21 protein-coding genes are annotated in these 20,899 nt (G+C 37.9%); 5 read left to right on the plus strand and 16 right to left on the minus strand.

Annotated features, from left to right (window positions below; all coding sequences use genetic code 11):
- The first annotated feature begins 284 nt into the window (after nucleotides 1–284).
- On the plus strand, nucleotides 285–932 hold the full coding sequence (locus MHH95_RS03950; RefSeq protein ID WP_340726505.1) for an acetate uptake transporter: 648 nt from the start codon (nucleotides 285–287) through the stop codon (nucleotides 930–932).
- Nucleotides 933–1,023: 91 nt separating this feature from the next.
- Here MHH95_RS03950 and radA read toward each other — a convergent pair whose 3' ends face one another.
- From radA to MHH95_RS03985, 7 genes are all read right to left on the minus strand, one after another.
- A complete protein-coding gene (gene radA / locus MHH95_RS03955; RefSeq protein ID WP_191701126.1) occupies nucleotides 1,024–2,397 on the minus strand; it encodes a DNA repair protein RadA in 1,374 nt (457 codons plus the stop codon).
- Nucleotides 2,398–2,545: 148 nt separating this feature from the next.
- A complete protein-coding gene (locus MHH95_RS03960) occupies nucleotides 2,546–4,990 on the minus strand; it encodes an ATP-dependent Clp protease ATP-binding subunit (RefSeq protein ID WP_340726506.1) in 2,445 nt (814 codons plus the stop codon).
- Nucleotides 4,987–6,084 (minus strand): protein arginine kinase, encoded by a 1,098-nt coding sequence (locus MHH95_RS03965; protein WP_191701124.1) that lies wholly within the window; start codon nucleotides 6,082–6,084, stop codon nucleotides 4,987–4,989. The genes MHH95_RS03960 and MHH95_RS03965 overlap by 4 nt, the downstream gene beginning before the upstream one ends.
- Nucleotides 6,081–6,623 carry a UvrB/UvrC motif-containing protein gene (locus MHH95_RS03970; protein ID WP_340726507.1) on the minus strand — a complete coding sequence of 181 codons (543 nt, stop codon included), beginning with the start codon at nucleotides 6,621–6,623 and terminating at the stop codon, nucleotides 6,081–6,083. The genes MHH95_RS03965 and MHH95_RS03970 overlap by 4 nt, the downstream gene beginning before the upstream one ends.
- Before the next feature lie 12 nt (nucleotides 6,624–6,635).
- Complete coding sequence (locus tag MHH95_RS03975) at nucleotides 6,636–7,100, minus strand: CtsR family transcriptional regulator (RefSeq protein WP_191704114.1); 465 nt, start codon at nucleotides 7,098–7,100, stop codon at nucleotides 6,636–6,638.
- 176 nt (nucleotides 7,101–7,276) lie between these two features.
- The gene (locus MHH95_RS03980) at nucleotides 7,277–7,582 is read right to left on the minus strand and encodes a DUF4870 domain-containing protein (protein ID WP_191701121.1); all 306 of its coding nucleotides are present in this window, start codon (nucleotides 7,580–7,582) and stop codon (nucleotides 7,277–7,279) included.
- A 121-nt stretch (nucleotides 7,583–7,703) separates the two neighbouring features.
- Nucleotides 7,704–7,916: an acyltransferase gene (locus tag MHH95_RS03985; protein ID WP_191701120.1), complete on the minus strand. Its 213-nt coding sequence runs from the start codon at nucleotides 7,914–7,916 to the stop codon at nucleotides 7,704–7,706.
- A 167-nt stretch (nucleotides 7,917–8,083) separates the two neighbouring features.
- Here MHH95_RS03985 and MHH95_RS03990 point away from each other — a divergent pair, with 167 nt between their 5' ends.
- Entirely contained in the window at nucleotides 8,084–9,397 is a 1,314-nt protein-coding gene (locus MHH95_RS03990) for a globin-coupled sensor protein (RefSeq protein ID WP_340726508.1), read from the plus strand.
- 100 nt (nucleotides 9,398–9,497) lie between these two features.
- Here MHH95_RS03990 and MHH95_RS03995 read toward each other — a convergent pair whose 3' ends face one another.
- From MHH95_RS03995 to adh, 5 genes are all read right to left on the minus strand, one after another.
- Complete coding sequence (locus tag MHH95_RS03995) at nucleotides 9,498–9,989, minus strand: acyl-CoA thioesterase (protein ID WP_191701118.1); 492 nt, start codon at nucleotides 9,987–9,989, stop codon at nucleotides 9,498–9,500.
- A 66-nt stretch (nucleotides 9,990–10,055) separates the two neighbouring features.
- Nucleotides 10,056–11,483 carry an aldehyde dehydrogenase family protein gene (locus MHH95_RS04000; protein WP_340726509.1) on the minus strand — a complete coding sequence of 476 codons (1,428 nt, stop codon included), beginning with the start codon at nucleotides 11,481–11,483 and terminating at the stop codon, nucleotides 10,056–10,058.
- A 32-nt stretch (nucleotides 11,484–11,515) separates the two neighbouring features.
- Entirely contained in the window at nucleotides 11,516–12,490 is a 975-nt protein-coding gene (locus MHH95_RS04005; protein WP_340726510.1) for a DUF4003 family protein, read from the minus strand.
- Between the two features lie 121 nt (nucleotides 12,491–12,611).
- Nucleotides 12,612–12,962: a DUF779 domain-containing protein gene (locus MHH95_RS04010; protein ID WP_340726511.1), complete on the minus strand. Its 351-nt coding sequence runs from the start codon at nucleotides 12,960–12,962 to the stop codon at nucleotides 12,612–12,614.
- A gap of 16 nt (nucleotides 12,963–12,978) precedes the next feature.
- On the minus strand, nucleotides 12,979–14,505 hold the full coding sequence (adh, locus tag MHH95_RS04015; RefSeq protein ID WP_340726512.1) for an aldehyde dehydrogenase: 1,527 nt from the start codon (nucleotides 14,503–14,505) through the stop codon (nucleotides 12,979–12,981).
- Nucleotides 14,506–14,720: 215 nt separating this feature from the next.
- On the opposite strand from adh, the gene MHH95_RS04020 reads away from it, so the two are divergent.
- The 3 genes from MHH95_RS04020 to MHH95_RS04030 all read left to right on the plus strand — a co-directional run bounded on the left by MHH95_RS04020 (nucleotide 14,721) and on the right by MHH95_RS04030 (nucleotide 17,495).
- Complete coding sequence (locus MHH95_RS04020) at nucleotides 14,721–15,926, plus strand: polysaccharide deacetylase family protein (protein WP_340726513.1); 1,206 nt, start codon at nucleotides 14,721–14,723, stop codon at nucleotides 15,924–15,926.
- An 84-nt stretch (nucleotides 15,927–16,010) separates the two neighbouring features.
- Nucleotides 16,011–16,715 (plus strand): 23S rRNA pseudouridine(2604) synthase RluF, encoded by a 705-nt coding sequence (gene rluF, locus MHH95_RS04025; protein ID WP_340727300.1) that lies wholly within the window; start codon nucleotides 16,011–16,013, stop codon nucleotides 16,713–16,715.
- Nucleotides 16,716–16,769: 54 nt separating this feature from the next.
- A complete protein-coding gene (locus tag MHH95_RS04030; protein WP_340726514.1) occupies nucleotides 16,770–17,495 on the plus strand; it encodes a DUF6904 family protein in 726 nt (241 codons plus the stop codon).
- A gap of 58 nt (nucleotides 17,496–17,553) precedes the next feature.
- Here the strand turns inward: MHH95_RS04030 and MHH95_RS04035 are convergent, their stop codons facing one another.
- Genes MHH95_RS04035 through MHH95_RS04050 form a run of 4 tightly spaced genes read right to left on the minus strand, consistent with a single transcriptional unit; the run spans nucleotide 17,554 to nucleotide 20,856 of the window.
- Nucleotides 17,554–18,261 (minus strand): ABC transporter ATP-binding protein, encoded by a 708-nt coding sequence (locus MHH95_RS04035; protein WP_340726515.1) that lies wholly within the window; start codon nucleotides 18,259–18,261, stop codon nucleotides 17,554–17,556.
- Nucleotide 18,262: 1 nt separating this feature from the next.
- Complete coding sequence (locus tag MHH95_RS04040; RefSeq protein ID WP_191701109.1) at nucleotides 18,263–19,036, minus strand: ABC transporter ATP-binding protein; 774 nt, start codon at nucleotides 19,034–19,036, stop codon at nucleotides 18,263–18,265.
- Nucleotides 19,033–19,971, minus strand: coding sequence for a branched-chain amino acid ABC transporter permease (locus MHH95_RS04045; RefSeq protein ID WP_191701108.1), 939 nt, complete (start codon nucleotides 19,969–19,971; stop codon nucleotides 19,033–19,035). Before MHH95_RS04045 ends, MHH95_RS04040 begins: the two co-directional genes overlap by 4 nt.
- Nucleotides 19,972–19,980: 9 nt before the next feature.
- Entirely contained in the window at nucleotides 19,981–20,856 is an 876-nt protein-coding gene (locus MHH95_RS04050) for a branched-chain amino acid ABC transporter permease (protein WP_339214551.1), read from the minus strand.
- Nucleotides 20,857–20,899: the final 43 nt, after the last annotated feature.

Here is a 20,899-nt window from a genome sequence, read left to right on the forward strand (position 1 = left end):
TCAATAATTATACATATAATGCCCTGTTCATGCGAAGCACAACCATCAATATCGCAGCAAAATAGAAATATTAATTAAAGACTCTATTTATGTAAGTTCCATGCCTTTATTAATATTAAACATTTACAGAGAATTCTCCCTTTGTATTTGTTGAATTTACATCATATCTTTTCGATTATTACAGAGTTCATTTAAAATTATACTCTTACATAGTAATAAATAACGATTTTAGATATTATTTTAAAATAATAGAAAAATGACAACATAGAATAGGAGAATACGTTTTGGATATAACGAAAGAAGTAAAAATTTCAACCGCTGACCCATCTGCAATCGGGTTATTCGGTTTAGCTATTGTAACATTTGTCGCTTCAACTCAAAAATTGGGATGGACTGAAGGTTTAGGTTTAGTCATTCCCTGGGCAATTTTCTTAGGTGGGATTGCACAATTTTACGCGTCAGTATTAGATTCAAAGCATAATAATACATTTGGTACGACAGCATTTGGCGCATATGGTTTATTTTGGATGGGTGTAGGTATGAGCTGGTTCGTTCAAGCCGGTGTGTTCGGTGAAGCATTGCAAGCATCTGTTGATACACGTCAGCTTGGCGTTGTGTATCTAGGGTATTTAATCTTTACCCTATTTATGACGATTGGTGCAGCTGAAACAAATAAAGTTTTATTTTCTATCTTTGTAATGATTGATTTACTATTTATCGGTTTGGCTTTAAGCTCATTTGGCATAATGGAACATGGTATGCATTTATTAGCCGCTTATTCTGAATTAATTATTGCGCTTTTATCACTTTACGGTGCAGGGGCTAATGTATTAAACAAGCATTTCGGCTTCAACTTCTTACCGATTGGAAAGCCTTTTGGCATTTTCACAAGAGAAGCATTTGAAAAGAAAGATAAAACTGTAAAAGCATAATTCATAGGACTTGGACAAAATAAGCGCCGCAAAATGTATACTAACATTTGCGACGCTTTTTTTATCTGCAAAGAGCATGATAATAAGTGTATTATAAATTTTGAAAAGATTCCCGAAGTGCATCACTAATTGTTTCAACACCGACTACTTGAATATCTGCAGGGAACTCCCAGCCACCAATATTGGAGGCTGGAATAAATGCGCGTTTAAACCCTAGCTTTGCCGCTTCCTGTACACGCTGTTCAATTCTAGAAACGCGGCGTACTTCCCCAGTTAATCCTACTTCCCCAATAAAGCAATCAGTCGGGCGTACCGTTTGATCTTTAAAGCTCGAAACAATACTCGTTAATACCGCTAAATCAATTGCCGGCTCATCCAGCTTCACACCACCGGCAACTTTAATATAGGCATCCTGTGCCTGAAGCATCATACCCATCCGTTTTTCCAATACTGCCATTAAAAGCTGCACACGGTTTTGATCAACCCCTGTAGCCATGCGTTTTGGATAATTGAAACTTGTCGGCGTGATAAGTGACTGTATTTCCACCAAAATTGGTCGTGTCCCTTCCATTGACGCCACAATTGTCGAGCCTGGTGCACCTTGTGAACGTTCCTGTAGAAACAGCTCAGACGGATTCAATACTTCTTTCAATCCACCGTGGAGCATCTCAAAAATAGCAATTTCATTTGTAGAACCAAAACGGTTTTTTTGACTCCGTAAAATACGGTGGTTATGGTGACGCTCCCCTTCAAAATACAAAACAGTATCTACCATATGTTCTAAAATACGCGGCCCTGCAATCTGACCTTCCTTTGTAACGTGACCAACCAAGAAAATCGCGATGTTTTTCGTTTTCGCAATACGCATTAATTCTGCTGTACATTCACGTACTTGAGAAACACTCCCCGGCGCACTCGTTACTTCTGGATGATGTACTGTTTGAATTGAATCGACTATAACAAATTTCGGTTGTACTTCATCAATTGTTTGATTTAAAAATTCCAGATTTGTTTCCGAGTAAATATAAAGCTCTGGAGTGTGAACTCCTAAGCGTTCGGCTCTTAGTTTCGTTTGACGTACAGATTCCTCGCCGGAAATGTATAACACACGCTTTCCTTGATTAGAAAGAAGAGCAGATACTTGTAATAGTAATGTCGACTTCCCTATTCCCGGGTCTCCCCCTATCAAAACAAGTGAGCCTGGGACAATTCCGCCGCCTAGAACGCGATTAAATTCATTCATTTCTGTGGCAATACGTGTTTCTTCCTGTACCTCCACATGAATAATAGGTGTTGCCTTTGTAGCGGTTGTAGAATGCTGGAACGCACCACGCGGCCCTTTTGTGATGACTTCGACTTCTTCATTCATCGTATTCCATTCGCCACACCCTGGGCAACGCCCCATCCATTTTGCCGCTTCATAGCCACAGCTGCTGCACATAAATTTCGATTTCTTTTTTGCCATTTTGCTAGCTCCTTCGAATGTTTGTTCCTATAATTGTACACGAAACAAAATCGAATACCCACTAATCAGTCGTAAAATTCATTTTGGGCTTCAAAAATGGATAAAAAAAGACGAGGCAGGAATTAACCTACCTCATCTTTTTATTCCATTAATTTGATGATACTTTTTCTTGAGTACGGACGATAAACTCATCACTTACATAATCAAGTACCACTGTTTGCGATTTATCTAATGTCCCTTTTAACAGTTCTTCAGATAAACGATCTTCCACATGTTTTTGCAATGCACGACGTAATGGGCGAGCACCATATTGTGGATCGTAGCCTTCTTCAGCAATCTTTTCAAGTGCAGCATCTGTAAGGTGCAGCTCAATTTCTTGCTCTTTAAGACGGTTTGTTAAAGAGTTAGCCATTAATGATACGATTTCTTTTAAGTGAACTTTCTCTAATGAGTGGAACACAATCATTTCATCAATACGGTTTAAGAACTCTGGGCGGAATGCTTTTTTCAGTTCTTCCAGCATTGTACCCTTCATATCTTTATCTTTCGATTCATTTAATCCTGCACTAAATCCAACATGCTTACGGTATTTCAATGCATCCGCACCAACGTTTGATGTCATAATAACTACCGTATTACGGAAATCTACAACACGACCTTTTGAATCCGTTAAACGACCATCTTCCAGTACTTGCAATAAGATGTTGAATACATCTGGATGTGCTTTTTCGATTTCATCAAGTAATACAACTGAGTATGGTTTACGACGAACTTTTTCCGTTAATTGACCGCCATCATCAAAGCCCACATAGCCTGGAGGTGAACCAACTAAACGTGAAGTCGAATGTTTCTCCATATACTCTGACATATCTACACGGATCATCGCATCTTCATCACCGAACATTACTTCTGCCAGCGCCCGTGCAAGTTCCGTTTTACCGACACCTGTAGGACCAAGGAAGATGAATGAACCGATTGGACGTTTAGGATCTTTTAATCCCGCGCGTGCACGACGAATAGCTCGTGAAATTGCTTCCACCGCTTCACCTTGACCGACTACACGCTTGTGTAATTCTTCTTCAAGGTTCAGTAATTTCGCTGATTCTGCTTGTGCGATTTTAGAAACCGGAATTCCAGTCCACATTGCAACAACTTGGGCAATGTCATCCACATATACTGTCGACTCTTCTTTACCCTGTTTTTCTTTCCATTCCTTTTTCATTTGCTCCAGCTCTTGTTTTAGCTTTTGCTCCGAATCGCGTAACGCTGCTGCCTTTTCGAATTCCTGACCTGAAACAGCAGCATTCTTTTCAGATTTTATGCCTTCTAGCTTATCTTCCAATTCTTTTAAATTCGGTGGTACTGTATATGAACGTAAACGAACTTTCGAACCTGCCTCATCAATTAAGTCAATTGCTTTATCCGGTAAGAAACGGTCTGAAATGTAACGATCTGATAATTTCGCCGCCGCTTCTACTGCTTCATCCGAAATTTTCACACGGTGATGTGCTTCATAACGGTCACGTAAGCCTTTAATAATTTGGATTGTTTCATCAACAGACGGCTCATCAACTTGGATAGGTTGGAAACGACGCTCCAATGCGGCATCTTTTTCAATATATTTACGATATTCATCAAGTGTTGTGGCACCGATACATTGTAATTCACCACGGGCTAAAGATGGTTTTAAAATGTTAGATGCATCAATTGCACCTTCTGCACCACCTGCGCCGATAAGTGTATGAAGCTCATCGATGAACAGAATAATATTGCCGGCTTGGCGAATTTCATCCATAACTTTTTTCAGACGATCCTCGAATTCACCGCGGTATTTTGTACCTGCTACTACAGTACCCATATCAAGTGTCATAACACGTTTGTCACGTAGTGTTTCAGGTACTTCATTATTAATAATTTGCTGAGCTAATCCTTCAGCAATGGCTGTTTTACCGACACCTGGCTCCCCGATTAGTACTGGGTTATTTTTCGTACGGCGTGACAATACTTCCACGACACGTGTAATTTCTTTTGAGCGTCCAATGACAGGATCAAGTGAACCTTCTCGGGCAACTGCTGTTAAGTCACGTGCTAAACTATCCAGCGTCGGTGTATTTACAGTTTGCGCCATATTTGACGTTCCACTATTATTGGCATCATTATTTCCTAACAGTAATAAAACTTGTTGGCGTGCTTTATTAATACTTACACCTGTGTTAGCCAATACACGTGCTGCAACACCTTCTCCTTCACGAATTAATGCCAATAGGATATGTTCTGTACCTACATATGCATGACCTAATTTACGTGATTCATCCAATGAAAGTTCGATTACTTTTTTAGCACGCGGTGTGTAATGTACGATAGGCCCAACTTCCTCGGTACCTTTTCCTACTAATTCCTCTATACCTGTTTCAATCATTTGAGGGCTTATATTAATTGCTTCTAATGCTTTTGCGGCAATCCCGCCACCTTCACGAATTAAGCCAAGTAAAATATGTTCTGTTCCAATTTCTTTATGCTTAAGGCGAATTGCTTCTTCTTGAGCAAGTTGTAATACTTTCTGAGCACGTTGTGTGAATCGATTGAACATCATAAAAAATCCTCTCCTTTTTCCCCATTGTTTGTAGCTTCATCTTGCTCGTTTAACTTATCTTGTAAAAGCTTTGCACGATACATATCGCGCTCTGCTGGTTGCAAAGTAGTACCAATATATTGCTGAATGAGTCCAGGTTGCATTAAAAGCATGCACTCATTTAATTTACGCTGTGAAATAGGTTCTAATAATCCTAAACTTACCCCAAGACGGACATTGGATAAACAGCTTGCGGCTTCTTCACTCGGTAAAATTTTTGCATACTTCAATGTACCAAGTGAGCGACTTAAACGGTCTTCTAATATTGAAGGCGCTCGCATCAACAAATTCTTCCGAGCAAGCTGTTCTTTTTGTATAACTTGCTCTACTACTTCTTGAAGCTCCTGCAAAATTGTTTCTTCAGATTTACCTAAAGTGATTTGATTAGAGATTTGATAAATATTACCTAAATTTTCACTTCCTTCTCCATATATACCCCTCACTACCATTCCTAATCTTGTCATCATCTGAATTAAGGCATTCATTTGTTTAGTCATCGTAAGTGCTGGTAAATGAAGCATGACAGAGGCTCTAAGTCCCGTTCCAACATTGGTCGGGCAACTTGTTAAGTATCCATATCGGTCTTCATATGCATAGTTGATTGACTTACTCAAGTAGCGGTCAATTGTTCTAGCTTCCTGAAAGGCTTCTTTTAAGTTCATACCTTGTGTCAGGCTCTGAATTCGAATATGGTCCTCTTCATTTACTAATATGCTAATGGATTCATCTTTTGTTAAAAAAAATGATCCTATTTTTTTTCTTCGCGCCAAGTTAGGGCTTATAAGATGCTTCTCCACTAAGATTTGACGCTGTAATACAGGCATATCTTTTATTTGGAAGTAGGAAAATTGATAAGGGTTTACGTCTGTAGATAGTAGCACCTTCATCATTTTATCTTCGACTACCTGTGCCTCTTCTTCTGTAAAACTTATCGGAAATCGAGTATTGGCAATATTACGAGCAAGTCGAATGCGTGTGCTTATGACGATATCCGATTCGCTTTCATGTTGCATCCAGCTTGGACTAGCATTCGTTAGAAAATGCTCGATGTTCATGCGTTCCCCTCTCCTTCCTGTTTAATTTTATTTTCCAATTCACGGACTTCATCACGAATCGAGGCTGCATCTTCAAAGCGTTCCTCAGCAATTGCCTGATGTAATAATGTACGGAGTTCGTTAATTTGTTGTTCAATTTTTTCTTTTGATGGGGCATTTTTTTCGTACCCTACATGCTGTGTGCCTGCTTGAATGCGCTCAAGCAACTGTGGTAATTGCTCGCTAAATGTTTCATAACACTGACCACAACCAAATTTACCTTGCTTTAAAAATTGTCGGTACGTAAACCCACAAGAAGGACACGCCTTTTGAGTAGTAGGCTGTTTCGTTGCATTTTCTTTTTTTGCGTTCACTGGTACAAAATTGAACCAATTCGATATTAGTTGTTGAAGAGATGTTGGCTCTTCACTCACATCAAATTGAAATGGATGGAATTGTGTAGCGCATACTTCACAATAGTGACGTTCCACTTTCTGACCGTTGTGAACTTGTGTTACCGTTACATTTGCATGACGCTGCTTACAATGCTCACATATCATATATTTACACCTCTACTTTTCAAAAGAAATCGTTTGTAGCATTGCATGCATAATGCGTGCCCTTAACTGATCACGGAGTGGTAAACCTACCTGTAATGTGACACGATCGAGGGCTACTTTCATAATGCTTGCTTCACGCTCGGTAATAATATCCTCTTCCAACAATCGATAAATAATATGCTCTGCATTCGTCTGTGCAATGGCATTCCCTATCTGTGTTTCCATTTCATCTAATAAGTTTTTCTTTGAGTGGATTGTTACTCGCAAAATTCGAATATAACCGCCACCCCCGCGTTTACTCTCTACATAGTATCCGTGTTCGGTCGTGAAACGCGTATTGATGACGTAATTGATTTGGGAAGGAGCGCAGGAAAATTGCTTCGCTAATTCATTTCGCTTTATTTCAATATGTCCCTGTCCATCTAATTCAATAACTTCCTTCAAATACCCTTCAATTATGTCAGATATATTCCTCATGCTGTTCTCACCTCTCATCAACTGACTTTGACTATCTTTGACTTAAATATACAATATTTATTTTTTGTAATGCAACTATTTGCTCTTACTTAAGTTTCCCCTAAATCACAACAATAAATCCCTATTAATGTAAAAAAACAGCCGAGTTTGTTTTGTACAAACTCGACCGCTTAATCTTAGACCCAACGACCGACAATTGGATAATTCCAATCTTGGTCTGATAATGCTTTTATAATTCCTATCACTGGAGCACCCCAGAAGATTATGAAGAACACCAATAAGAATGGTAAACCGATTAACACAATTGTGAAGATCCCTGCAATTGTTAATAAAATACCAAATACAACTTGGAATAGTAATGCTTGCATTGCAGTACGTTTTACTTCGGATTCAGTAGTTATTAAGAAAAATAGAATCGGTACTAAGAAAGGAGCAAAAAAGGCACTCGCATGTATAATAATTTTTGACCATTTAGATTCCATTTGTTATCAACCTCACTTTGTATTGTTAACTTATTTACGAATAATATTCATAAAAGTTTCATAGCAGGAATAAAAAAATCCCGATTCTTTTATCGAGATTTCTTAGAGAATAAACTTCTGATTAATATGGACCTCTATCATCCGGGTTATCCCCTTCTTGAGGAAATAAAAAATACGAAATTATAGCTGTTAAAATGGTAGCTCCTATCACAATCAATATTCGATCACGGTCGCCTACTTCTGCATAATTATTGACTAACATAATATAAGAAGCAATTGCAACCCCTAATGACAATGGTATAACAAATTTTAAACGACCTTTATGAAATTTCATTTTTTCTACGCCCTTTGAATCTATTTTTGTTAGTTTCTATCATACCTCGTTTAATTTTAAATTACAAATTCTTCAATAATAAGAATTTATACCGAAATAATAATGATAATACCAATAAAAAACAGTAAGATTGTAATAGTTGGAAAATTAATGAAATGAGGAATAGTATGGGCATTCTATTTGCAAGAGCGACTAAAGTTTCGAAAAAACCTTACTTTGATATAGATAAATATTCTCAAGAAGTTTCTTTAGATGTTTCGAAGTATCCCGATTTAAATAAACAGCTTCAATTATTAAAATTAACAAACGATGACTTAGCCATAATCAAACAGCTGGAGCCCTTTGCACCAGAAATCATTCCTACTATGGTGGAACAGTTCTATGCAGCAATTAGTTTAAGCACGGAGCTTACTGATATTATAAATAATACAAGTAAAATAGACCGATTAAAAGTTACTCTATACAAACATTTAGAAAGTATTTTTAAAGCTTCAATTGATTCGCATTACTTAGAAGAGCGTCAGACAATTGCACATGTACATGTCAGAATTGGTTTAAAATCAAAATGGTATATCGCTTCGTTCCAATCCTTAGTAACGACATTTATTGAGTTTATCGAAAAGATTGATATGCCGAACTTAGAAATGGGCAAAGCCATTAATGCTTTCTCGAAAATTATTAATCTCGAACAGCAGCTTGTTATCGAAGCTTATGAAAAGGAAGAACAGCGCATTCGTTTGGAAAATGTAGAATTGCAAACAAAACTAATCGACCGCATTCAAAATACCGCGCAGGAATTGTATAGCATTAGTGATGAAACAAACGATTCTTTACAGGAAATAGCCAGCCAATCTGAAGAAATCGCTTCTAATACAGAGCAAGGTTTAAATTTAGTCGCGGAGACAGAAGACAAATCGACAACCGGCACAACCTATTTAGTGAGTCAAACGGCAATTATGACGACGATTTTAGACCGAGTAGAGACATTGGAAACTTCAATGGTTACACTTCGTCAATCCTCTCAAAAAATTGCTGATATCGTAGGGTTAGTTACAGGTATCGCTGATCAAACGAATTTACTAGCGTTAAATGCATCTATTGAAGCTGCCCGTGCGGGAGAACATGGTAAAGGTTTTGCTGTCGTAGCGGATGAAGTTCGAAAGCTTGCAGAAGAAACGAAAAAAGCAGTTCAAAATGTGTCGCAATTAATTAAAGAAACTGAGCTCAGTATTACCCAAATGTCTCATTCTGTTTCGAGTGTCGATGAGCAGGTCAAAATGAGTGTCGATACTCAAAAAAATTTAGCGGATTCATTTACTTCTATTACAGAAGCTGTATCCGGCATTAAAAAGAAATATGAAAATACTAATGAAGACATTCATACCATATCCTCTGTCATTACGGGATTAACACATACAACAAATCTTGTCTCAACTTCTTCTGATTCGTTGTTGCGCATCGTTCATGAATTAAATAACTAATTTTCAATTAGCGGTGTTCTAATTAGCTATTAAGAAAAATGAAGAGGCAGTGGTAAAAGGTTTCCCTTTATCACTGCCTCATTTGATTATTCCTAAATTGTCATTTAAGCAGACGATTTTTTGATAAGACCCGCTTTTGCTTTCGATGTTCTTGACGAATAGGACCTGTTTCAAATAAATGACGTTCAAAATCCGTTTCCGGTTCAACACCTGGTACTTCTTTCGGATTGCCATTTCCATCAATTGCAACCATTGTCACGAAAGATTCTGTCGTTAACTTTTTTGCACCAGTTTTAACATTCCTAGAAACTACACGTACATACACTTCCATTGATGTACGTCCCGTCCCAGAAACAACTGCCTCTAGCTCTATCATATCACCTGCATATGCTGGTGAGACAAAATCTACGGAATCGAAAGATGCTGTGACGACCTCTCCCTGAGAATGTTTCATTGCTGCAATTGCCGCAATCTCATCAATATATGCTAATACTTTTCCCCCGAATATAGATTGATGGTGATTCGTATCAGGAGGTAGTACTAATCGAGTTTGGATAGATTTTGAATAACTCATTGGTAAAGTAGTTTTCATAAATATCCTCCTTTCTAACTACACTCCATGTTACTATTCGATAGGGCAAAGTGCTAGTTTGAATTTTTAATATGTCAGCTTCATTGTTATAAATTTCAGCTCTGTCATTTCTTCCACAGCATACTTAATACCTTCTTTGCCATAGCCGCTATTTTTTACACCACCATATGGCATATTATCTACGCGGAATGTAGGAACATCATTAATAACTACCGTTCCTGCTTCAATCTCCTCTGCTGCTTTCATAGCATCTGTGAAAACGTTTGTATAAATACCCGCATTTAAGGCTAAATCTGATTCGTTTACGAGCGCTATTGCCTCGTCTAACGTTTCATATGGAACGATTGAAACAATAGGCGCAAAGGTTTCTTCACATACAATTTTCATATCCGGCTTCACATTTGTCATAACAGTTGGCGAGCATGTACGATCCGTAAATTCCGCCCCTGTTGCAACAACCGCACCTTGTTGTTTCGCGGCTTCAATCCAATTCTTAATACGTTTTACCTCATCAGGGTGAATCATGGCACTCACATCTGTCTGTTCATCATGTGGATCTCCAACTACTAACTTTTCTGTCTCTTCAACAAACAACTTCGTGAATTGCTCGTAAATAGAACTATGAACATATACACGCTGTAGAGAAATGCAGACTTGTCCCGCAAAGCCAAATGCCCCGCCTACACAGCGCGCTATAACTTTTTCTATTGGTGTTGAAGGCTCTACAATTAATGCAGCATTTGAACCTAGCTCTAATGTAATTTTACGTAAGCCGACCTTTTCTTTAATTTTCAGTCCAACCGGCCCACTACCAGTAAATGTAACTTTTTTCACCAGCGGATGTGTCACAAGCGTATCGCTTAAATCGCCGCCACCACCAGTCACAATTTGCAGAGCCCCGTCCGGTAATCCAGCTTCTTTAAAAATTTCCGCCATCGCAAGCGCACTTAATGGTGTTTGTGATGCCGGTTTTAATACAACTGTATTCCCTACAGCAAAGGCCGGCCCTAACTTATGCGCCACTAAGTTAAACGGAAAGTTAAACGGTGTTATTGCAGAGACTACTCCTAATGGTACTCGCTTTGTATAGCCCATTCGATCTTTAACACCAGGTGTAGCATCCATTGGAACAGTTTCACCTGTAATTTGTTTTGCCGCTTCTGCTGCGAATTGATACGTAGTAATTGTACGATCTAATTCAGTAAGTCCTGCTGATAACGGTTTTGCCGCTTCATCTGCTAAAATTTTTGCAAGCTCAAATTTACGGTCACGCATAATTGCCGCAACTTTATATAAAATCTCTGCACGTTCATATGCCGTTGTCTTCTTAAATGACAAAAACGCTTTATGAGCCCCTTCAATCGCTCTTTCCACATCAGCAACAGAGGCTTTTGCAACTTTCGCAATTATTTTTCCCGTATAGGGTGCTGTTAGTTCGCTTAACTCCGCTGTACTTTCCCATTTGCCATTAATCCATAATTTTGTTTCTTTCATAATTAATCCCTCCTCTATATTATCTACCCAATTTAAATAAATATATCGAGAATATCCAATGCTAAAAAAAATGTCATATCATTAATGAAATTACTCATATCAACTGCTTGCATAAAAAGTAGACTATCATTAAAATCAGCTAATTGATTGTTTTCTATTAAGCTATGCAGTACATAGTGGGTTGCCGTTATTAACGCATATTCCTTTTCCCTTGCAAACATAGATAGACTTTTTAATTCCTGAGATAGCTCAATAATTTCATCCACTACTTCAGAGGTTGCAGCTACTAAAGCGAGCAAAGCTAAATATGGATAAAATTTCTTACCCACCTTTACCTTTTTGTTAGTAAATGATTGTTTAATCGCAACAGTATATTCAATTAAAGTAGGCTGAAACTCCTCTTGATATAGTGCCAAAAGCTGGGTCATCGCCTGTAATGAATCACCAATTTTAAAACCTTCTTTCTGCAAGCCATCATAATATTGCCGCATCGTTTCAGCCAACGTTCCATAATTACTGGATTGATTTGTTAATAATACTGCGTAAGGAATGTCATCTTTGCCAGTTAAAAAATAGTGATGTTTTTTCATTTCAGTATGCAACTTCTTAGCTCGAAATGCATGTTCTTCATCTGTTAAAAATAATGCAGCTATATTTTGATAGGCACTATTTTTAAATCCTGCCTTTATTAGCAACTGTTCATTTGAGATTAAGCGTTTCAGCTCTTGCTCAGGTTCTGGATGCAATACAAGGTGCACTAAAATTCTATAAGTCAATGCAGATATATTATTGGATGGTGATAAAATATCGATCAACTTTTTCTTTGGTTTTTGCTTATGTATTTTTTTAACACTATCATCAAATTTTGGTCCATTAAATGTTTCACGTGAAAATGTAAACTGATTAGCTAAAGGTATTCGAATATTACTGGTTTCATTTGTCCCAAAAAAGAGCTCCATCCGCTCATAATTTTGGCTAAGCAATTGAATAAAAGATGACTTTTCCATATCTTCACACTCCTAACCATTATTATACGCCTAAATATTTGAGGTGAAAAATAATGTATTTGTTTGTAAAAAAAAGTAAACACCAATGGGAATCCATCAGTGTTTACTCTTCACATTATCCTTAAAGCTGTTCAAGCTCTTCTTTTGTAAATGCACGTGATCTTGATAAAAAGCGTTTTCCCTCGACACCTTCCAATGAAAACATCCCGCCCCGTCCATCTACAACATCAATTATAATTTGGGTATGCTTCCAATAATCATATTGATTTTTATGCATATAAAACGGACTATCCCCAATATGGCCGAGCAGCACATCCTGATTACCAATTATTAAATCTCCATCTGGATAGCACATTGGCGATGAGCCATCACAACACCCTCCCGATTGATGAAACATAATCGGTCCATGACGTTCCTTTAACTTCTTAATTAATTGTAGTGCTGCATCGGTTGCGGTTACACGTTCAACCAAAATTGCACCCCCTCTCTTAGAAGAAGCCTAAGCGGTTTTCATCATAGCTTACTAAAAGATTTTTCGTTTGTTGATAATGACTTAACATCATTTTATGATTTTCACGACCGATACCACTCATTTTGTACCCACCAAATGCTGCATGGGCCGGATATGCATGATAGCAATTTGTCCATACACGTCCTGCTTCAATTCCACGGCCAAATCGGTAGGCAGTATTCATATCACGCGTCCACACACCCGCTCCTAATCCATAAAGTGTATCATTTGCGATTTCTAAAGCTTCTTCCTTCGTTTTAAATGTTGTTACTGCAACAACTGGACCGAAAATTTCTTCTTGGAAAATACGCATTTTATTATGACCTTTAAATACAGTTGGCTTAATATAGTAACCGTTTGCATAATCGCCGCCAAGATCATTTTTCTCGCCACCGATTAAGCATTCAGCACCTTCCTCTTTTCCAATTTGTAAATACGATTGGATTTTTTCCATTTGCTCAGAAGAAGCCTGAGCACCCATCATTGTATCTGTATCTAAAGGGTTTCCTGTTTTAATCGCTTCAACACGCTTCAATACACGATCCATGAATTTCTCATAAATCGACTCTTGAATAAGCGCACGGGATGGACAAGTACATACTTCCCCTTGGTTTAAAGCGAACAATACGAAACCTTCCACGGCTTTGTCCAAAAAGGCATCGTCTGCCTCCATAATATCTTCAAAGAATATATTTGGTGATTTACCACCTAACTCTAATGTAACGGGGATTAAGTTTTGTGAAGCATACTGCATAATGAGGCGCCCTGTCGTTGTTTCCCCTGTAAAGGCGATTTTTCCGATACGTGGACTAGATGCCAATGGCTTACCTGCTTCTAAACCAAAACCATTCACAACATTCACTACACCAGGTGGCAGTAAATCTTCAATTAACTCAACTAACACTAAAATCGACGTTGGCGTTTGCTCAGCCGGCTTTAATACTACACAGTTTCCTGCAGCAAGTGCTGGCGCCAACTTCCATATCGCCATAAGTAAAGGGAAGTTCCACGGTATAATTTGTCCTACAACTCCGATTGGCTCATGGAAATGATAAGCAACTGTATTATCATCAATTTGACTAATCGATCCTTCTTGTGCACGTAATACCCCCGCAAAATAACGGAAATGATCAATACCAAGCGGTAAATCTGCATTCAATGTTTCCCGTACAGCTTTACCATTGTCCCATGTTTCTGCAACCGCTAACATTTCTAGGTTTTGCTCCATACGATCAGCAATCTTCAGTAAAATATTTGATCGCTCTGCGGCAGATGTCTTACCCCAAGCATCCTTTGCTGCATGCGCTGCATCTAATGCGAGTTCGATATCCTCTTCAGTTGAACGAGCAACTTGCGTAAAAACGTTTCCAGTAACCGGTGTTATATTGTCAAAATACTCCCCTTTTACTGGAGGTGTCCATTTACCACCAATAAAGTTGTCATAGCGCTCCTTAAAATTCACTAATGCGCCATCTGTGTTAGGATTGTGATACACTGCTGTCATTGAATTCTCTCCCCTTTGCAAAAATTGTTGTGACCATACCCTCATCTACTGGTTTTTATTTAATAGCTCACCTTGTTGTGAGAGGTATCTCTAACTATTATATTGTCAGAAGAATCCAATAATTTCAAATATTAGACTACAATTTTAAGAATATTTTATTTTAAATATTCTGCTATACTGGTAATTATTACTATTAACCAAAAGGAAGTAGACAAATGAAATATTTTAGTACACTTTTTATTTTATTGTTTTTATCATTTATCTTTCCAAATGTTACATACGCTTCGGCACAAGAAACAGTAAAAATAGAAAAGGATACAACGGCCTATTTTTATTTGCATAATAACCAAGAAGTAAAGTACATTACTTTAAACAAAGGCGAAACATACCTCGCTACTTTAGAGGACCGAAACTGGATGATCGAAATTGGCAATGCAAAGGTTCATATCGATAAACAAGATGCGAGAAGCATAAATGAAAAAATTACTCCTGCGCAAAACAATAATAAAATACAGATTTTAACCGATGACCCCACGCCCGTTTATAATTCCCATCGCAATAGTAGTAGACAAATTGCTACATTAAGCGCTAATACACGTATTAGCTCCAATGGCGTAAAAGGCTATTTTTATGAGGTTGTTATTGGTGGAAAGCTTGGATATATTCCTATTAAAAACATGCAGGTTGACGATGGTGTTCCAATTTTGATTTATCACCACTTTGTGGAAAACATTCAAAAATCCAATTTTCGTAAGAATATCTCTGTTGTTGATATTGGAGACTTTGAACAGCAAATGGCATTTTTGAAAAATGAAGGCTATACGACTATTTCATTAAAGGATGTAGACCAGTGGATGCAAAAAAAGCAGGCACTTCCTGCAAAAGCAGTCGCCCTCACTTTCGATGATGCCAATTTATCTCTGGAGAAAATGGTCTATCCCATTTTAAAAGAAAAAAATATGCATGGTACTACCTTTGTCATTGGAAATCGAGTAAAAGAAGAAACTCCTCCATTTAACAGTGAGGCAAAAATAGTACAATTTGCAGGATTTAAAGAACTTCAAAGTGTAATGGATCTTATTGAAATCGAGCATCATACTTATGCGCTGCATGTTTACCATGATACATTAAAAAGAAGTCAGCTCCAGCTTACATCAGCTCGAGATTTACATTACGATATCCAGCAAACGAATGAAGTACTAAAGCAAATTGACCCTAATATACAAGTTCATTACTATTCCTATCCATACGGGAAGTTTAATAAAAATCATGAAGCTACATTTATAGAAAATAATATTTCGCTAGCATTTTTAAATAAAGGTGGTAAAACAAAAATAACGAGTCCTCGGTTATATGTACCCCGGATTCCTGTTCAAAATTCTATGCCACTCGAACAATTTAAATCATTAGTTCTGAATTAATATGAATAATTTAAAACGACGTGAGACGAATTTATAAGTCATTTCATGTATACTGAAGATATTCTATTAGTAGGTGAAAAAATTATGCGTATAAATAAATATTTAGCAGAAACCGGCATCGTATCTCGTCGCGGTGCAGATAAATGGGTAGAAGATGGACGTGTAAAGATAAATGGTGCCCTTGCAACAAATGGTAGCCAAGTAGAGCCAGGTGACGAAGTATTTGTAGATGGCAAACTTGTAAAAAGAGAAGAGAAGTTAGTCTATATCGTTCTGAACAAGCCTGTTGGCATTACAAGTACTACGGAAAAGCATATTCAAGGCAATGTCGTTGATTTTGTAAATCATCCGTTGCGTATTTTCCATATTGGCCGTTTAGACAAAGACTCGGAAGGATTGCTCCTTCTTACAAACGATGGTGACATTGTAAACGAGATTTTACGTGCAGAAAATCATCATGAAAAAGAGTATGTCGTACAAGTCGATAAGCCGATTACCGACAAATTCATTAAAGACATGAGCTCAGGTGTGGAAATTTTGGATACAACGACATTACCTTGCCGTGTTGAAAAAGTTTCTTCGCAAGTTTTCAAAATTATTTTGGAGCAAGGCTTAAACCGCCAAATTCGTCGTATGTGCTCGGCACTGGGATATTCTGTACAAAGACTCCAACGCATCCGTATCATGAATATTCATATTGGCAATTTAAAGGTTGGACAATGGCGTGATCTAACGGAAAAAGAAAGAAATGAACTATTTAAATTACTGAATTATACACCAAAACAATAAGTAATCCTCTCCCATAACCGGGAGAGCTGCTTACTAGGCCTAGGAGGCATCGTTATGCTAACAATACAGCCAACTGAGAATTTAACAGGTTTAACGGTAAGTGGGGACTATTGGGATTTGGATGATTTAATACATGCAGTTTATGAGGTCATCGGGGAAGAAAAGCGCTATTTCCATTATGAAGGTGTAAGGCAGCGATTATTAGCCGTTTGCTTAAAGTTACGCCAAGCTTCTAAAGGTGAACATGGTATTGATTATATTGCCAATGGGATAAATAAAAATGTGCTAAAGAAGATACATACAATTTATCCTGATAAAAATATTTATTACAGTGTGCCTTTATTTGTCCCTGAGCTCATTTTTTCTGCGCTTGCATTAAATGATTTCATTTCACTTTATAAAGAAACAATAGATGATTCGGAGTGGAGTATGCCGGTAACTACAGTTCGCAAGTTCCAGGCACTTGTAGCCGAATCCATCTCTTCATTTTTTCCAGAGGACCATTATATGTTGTTTTTAACAACGCTACATACGAAGTCACCACTGTTTCATCAGTATGCCCCGCAGTATGTTGATATATTGAATCTGGAGTATCTTTCATTGTCTAAAGAAGAACGCGAAAAACATATAAATTCGTTCGCATTGCGCCTTTTAACAGAAGACGAGACTTATAAAGTATTAATTCAGCAGCTTTTAGATGTAACAAGCTTATCAAAGCAATCTTTTTATGAAGTAGAGCTGACATTAAAGTATCCAGATGAAGAAGCGATTATTTGGTAGCAATATTTTATATACTTACATATAAAGAAGGCTGGTTAAATAACCAGCCTTCTTGTTTTTATAATCCACCTAAATAAGCGGCTCTTACTTCATCACTTTCCTGCAGTTCCTTCGCAGAGCCTGCAAGCACTATTTTACCTGTTTCCAGAACATAGGCACGGTGCGCAACGGATAATGCCATATTTGCATTTTGTTCTACTAGTAAAACAGTAACACCTTCTTTATTAACCATCTCGATAATATTAAATATATTTTTTACCATTAGTGGTGCCAAGCCCATTGAAGGCTCATCCATAATGATTAGTTTTGGCTTAGCCATTAAAGCGCGCCCCATCGCAAGCATTTGCTGCTCTCCACCTGAAAGGGTCCCTGACAGCTGTTTGCGACGTTCTAAAAGACGAGGAAACAAATCAAATACATGAGCCATATCCTTCTTAATCCCGTCTCGATCTGAACGCAAATAAGCTCCTAGCTCCAAATTCTCCTCTACTGACATATTTGAAAATACACGTCTTCCTTCCGGTACATGGGAAATTCCTGACTTCACAATAGATTGTGCCGGCTTACCATCAATTGCAGAACCTAAATATTCAATTGAGCCACGCTTTGGCTTTAGTAATCCGGAAATTGTTTTAAGTAAAGTGCTTTTCCCTGCCCCATTCGCCCCAATTAATGTAACAATTTCACCTTCATTTACTTCGAGGGAGATTCCTTTCAATGCCTGAATATTACCATAGAAAACATCAATATCATTAATTTTTAGCATATTATTCTGTAACCTCCTCACCTAAGTAAGCTTCAATTACTTTCGGGTTTGAACGAATTTCTGCCGGTGTCCCGTTTGCAATTAATTGACCGTGATCCAGCACGTAAATACGTTCACAAATACCCATAACCAAGTTCATATCATGTTCGATTAATAAAATCGTTAAATCAAATTCCTTGCGGATGAATGCAATAAGCTCCATTAAATCATGTGTTTCCTTTGCATTCATTCCAGCTGCTGGCTCATCTAATAATAATAGCTTTGGAGCTGCTGCCAATGCACGAGCAATTTCCAAACGACGTTGCATCCCGTACGGCAAGTTTTTAGCAAGCTCATCACGGTAAACATCCAGTCCGAATATCTTTAAAAAAGCCAGTGACTCCTCTTCCATCTTCTCCTCGCCTTTAAAATGGCTTGGTAAGCGGAAAATGCTTGAAACTAAGTTGTGCTTCGCTAAACCGTGGTTTGCCACCTTTACATTATCCAGGACGGATAACTCCTTAAATAGGCGGATATTTTGGAATGTACGACTAATTCCTTGGCGTGTTACTTTATATGGATCAAGACCCCCTATTGATTTGCCATCAAACATAATCTTTCCTTCTGTTGGCGAATAAACACCGGTTAGCATATTAAATGTCGTTGTCTTCCCTGCTCCATTTGGACCTATAAGACCAATTAATTCACCTTGGTTCATGTACAATTCAACGTTTTGTACAGCCTTTAATCCACCAAATTGAATACCTAAATTCTCTACGGTTAGAAGTGCACTCATACGCGTGTACCTCCCTTTTTACCAAACTTAAAGTATGCTGTAATTTCTTTTGAACCTAATAATCCCGTCGGACGATATAACATAACTAGAATTAGAATTAATGAATAAATAATCATTCGTGTCTCCGGGAAGTCCTGTAAATACGTTGAAACGACGGTTAATAAAATCGCAGCAATTACAGATCCTGATAAACTTCCTAACCCGCCTAAAACGACGAATATTAAAATATCAAAGGATTTTAAAAATCCAAATGCAGTTGGCTGAATTATATAGTAGTTATGGGCGTAAATTGCACCCGCAACGCCGGCAAAAAATGATCCAATTGCAAATGCGACTACTTTGTAATAGGTCGTGTTAATTCCCATTGCATCAGCAGCAATTTCATCTTCCCGTATGGATATACATGCGCGACCATGCCGGGAATTCGTGAAGTTGGAAATGACTAAAATAGTTATGAATACTCCAAAGAATGCATATGTCCACGTTGATTGGTGAGTCACTTGCAAACCTGCAGCGCCTCCTACATAGTCCGTATTAACAAATACAATTCGAATAATCTCCGCAAATCCGAGCGTTGCAATGGCTAAGTAGTCCCCTTTTAAACGAAGAGATGGAATTCCAACCAATAGTCCAGCCAGTGCGGCAACAATTGCACCAATTAAAATTGCTGTAATAAATGGCATGCCAAACTTCATTGTACAAATTGCCGATATGTAAGCACCGACTGCTAAAAATCCTGCATGCCCTATCGAAAATTGACCTGTAACTCCGATTATGACATGTAAACTAACTGCTAAAATAATATTAATACACATTGCGATAAACATATTTTGATAGTAGTTCTGAATAACACCATTTGAGATTAATAATTGAACAACTGCATAAATAACAAGTGCTAGGACGGCATAACCCCAAAAGATTTTTGATTTTTTCATGCTGTTCACCTACACTTTCTCGCGTGTATTTTTACCGAAAATACCCGCTGGACGTAAAATTAGAATTAAAATAAGGATGACGAATGCGGCTGCATCCCGCCATAAAGAATAACCTAGTGCAGAAACAACGGTTTCTACTACTCCAAGAACAAGACCGCCTACCATCGCCCCTGGGATAATACCTATACCACCTAAAACGGCTGCGATAAATGCCTTAATCCCCGGCATAATCCCCATTAATGGGTCGATACGAGTATAGTAAATACCAAAAATTACACCAGCTGCTCCTGCTAAAGCAGAACCAATGGCGAATGTTGCAGATATTGTATTGTCAACGTTAATACCCATTAAGCGGGCTGCATCAGCGTCATGTGATACTGCACGCATCGCTTTTCCAATTTTCGTCTTGTGTACAATGAATTGTAGGAGAAGCATTAAAAAGATCGATACAGACAAAATGAATATGGCTAGTGTGCTAATTTGAACACCAAAAATTTCAATATTCTTCGTTGTAAACACTGTCGGATATGCCTCAGGAGATGATCCACGGAAGAAAATTACTGTGTACTCAATTAACAGCGATACCCCAATGGCGGTTATAAGTGCTGCTATACGCGTCGCATTTCTCAGTCGTTTATAGGCGACACGCTCAATAATTACTCCGATAACGGCACATAAAATCATTGCTAAAATAAGGGCTAAAAATATGTTCATTTCCCAACGTGCAATTGCATAAAAACCGATAAAGGCACCTAGCATAAAAACGTCACCATGGGCAAAGTTGATTAATTTAATAATCCCGTAAACCATCGTATAGCCTAAAGCGATGAGCGCATAAATACTACCTAGCGAAATCCCGTTCACTAATTGTTGAATCCACTCCATAAGTTCACTTCCTTTTCAACTATTAACTATGAAAATACGAAAA

The organism is Solibacillus sp. FSL K6-4121 (assembly GCF_038002585.1).
GTDB lineage: Bacteria > Bacillota > Bacilli > Bacillales_A > Planococcaceae > Solibacillus > Solibacillus faecavium.

Coding starts and splice junctions, on each gene's coding strand:
- radA (WP_191701126.1), bottom strand. CDS start 2,397: ATGGCAAAAAAGAAATCGAAATTTATGTGCAGCAGCTGTGGCTATGAA.
- MHH95_RS03960 (WP_340726506.1), bottom strand. CDS start 4,990: ATGATGTTCAATCGATTCACACAACGTGCTCAGAAAGTATTACAACTT.
- MHH95_RS03965 (WP_191701124.1), bottom strand. CDS start 6,084: ATGAACATCGAGCATTTTCTAACGAATGCTAGTCCAAGCTGGATGCAA.
- MHH95_RS03970 (WP_340726507.1), bottom strand. CDS start 6,623: ATGATATGTGAGCATTGTAAGCAGCGTCATGCAAATGTAACGGTAACA.
- MHH95_RS03975 (WP_191704114.1), bottom strand. CDS start 7,100: ATGAGGAATATATCTGACATAATTGAAGGGTATTTGAAGGAAGTTATT.
- MHH95_RS03980 (WP_191701121.1), bottom strand. CDS start 7,582: ATGGAATCTAAATGGTCAAAAATTATTATACATGCGAGTGCCTTTTTT.
- MHH95_RS03985 (WP_191701120.1), bottom strand. CDS start 7,916: ATGAAATTTCATAAAGGTCGTTTAAAATTTGTTATACCATTGTCATTA.
- MHH95_RS03990 (WP_340726508.1), top strand. CDS start 8,084: ATGGGCATTCTATTTGCAAGAGCGACTAAAGTTTCGAAAAAACCTTAC.
- MHH95_RS03995 (WP_191701118.1), bottom strand. CDS start 9,989: ATGAAAACTACTTTACCAATGAGTTATTCAAAATCTATCCAAACTCGA.
- MHH95_RS04000 (WP_340726509.1), bottom strand. CDS start 11,483: ATGAAAGAAACAAAATTATGGATTAATGGCAAATGGGAAAGTACAGCG.
- MHH95_RS04005 (WP_340726510.1), bottom strand. CDS start 12,490: ATGGAAAAGTCATCTTTTATTCAATTGCTTAGCCAAAATTATGAGCGG.
- adh (WP_340726512.1), bottom strand. CDS start 14,505: ATGACAGCAGTGTATCACAATCCTAACACAGATGGCGCATTAGTGAAT.
- MHH95_RS04020 (WP_340726513.1), top strand. CDS start 14,721: ATGAAATATTTTAGTACACTTTTTATTTTATTGTTTTTATCATTTATC.
- rluF (WP_340727300.1), top strand. CDS start 16,011: ATGCGTATAAATAAATATTTAGCAGAAACCGGCATCGTATCTCGTCGC.
- MHH95_RS04030 (WP_340726514.1), top strand. CDS start 16,770: ATGCTAACAATACAGCCAACTGAGAATTTAACAGGTTTAACGGTAAGT.
- MHH95_RS04035 (WP_340726515.1), bottom strand. CDS start 18,261: ATGCTAAAAATTAATGATATTGATGTTTTCTATGGTAATATTCAGGCA.
- MHH95_RS04040 (WP_191701109.1), bottom strand. CDS start 19,036: ATGAGTGCACTTCTAACCGTAGAGAATTTAGGTATTCAATTTGGTGGA.
- MHH95_RS04045 (WP_191701108.1), bottom strand. CDS start 19,971: ATGAAAAAATCAAAAATCTTTTGGGGTTATGCCGTCCTAGCACTTGTT.
- MHH95_RS04050 (WP_339214551.1), bottom strand. CDS start 20,856: ATGGAGTGGATTCAACAATTAGTGAACGGGATTTCGCTAGGTAGTATT.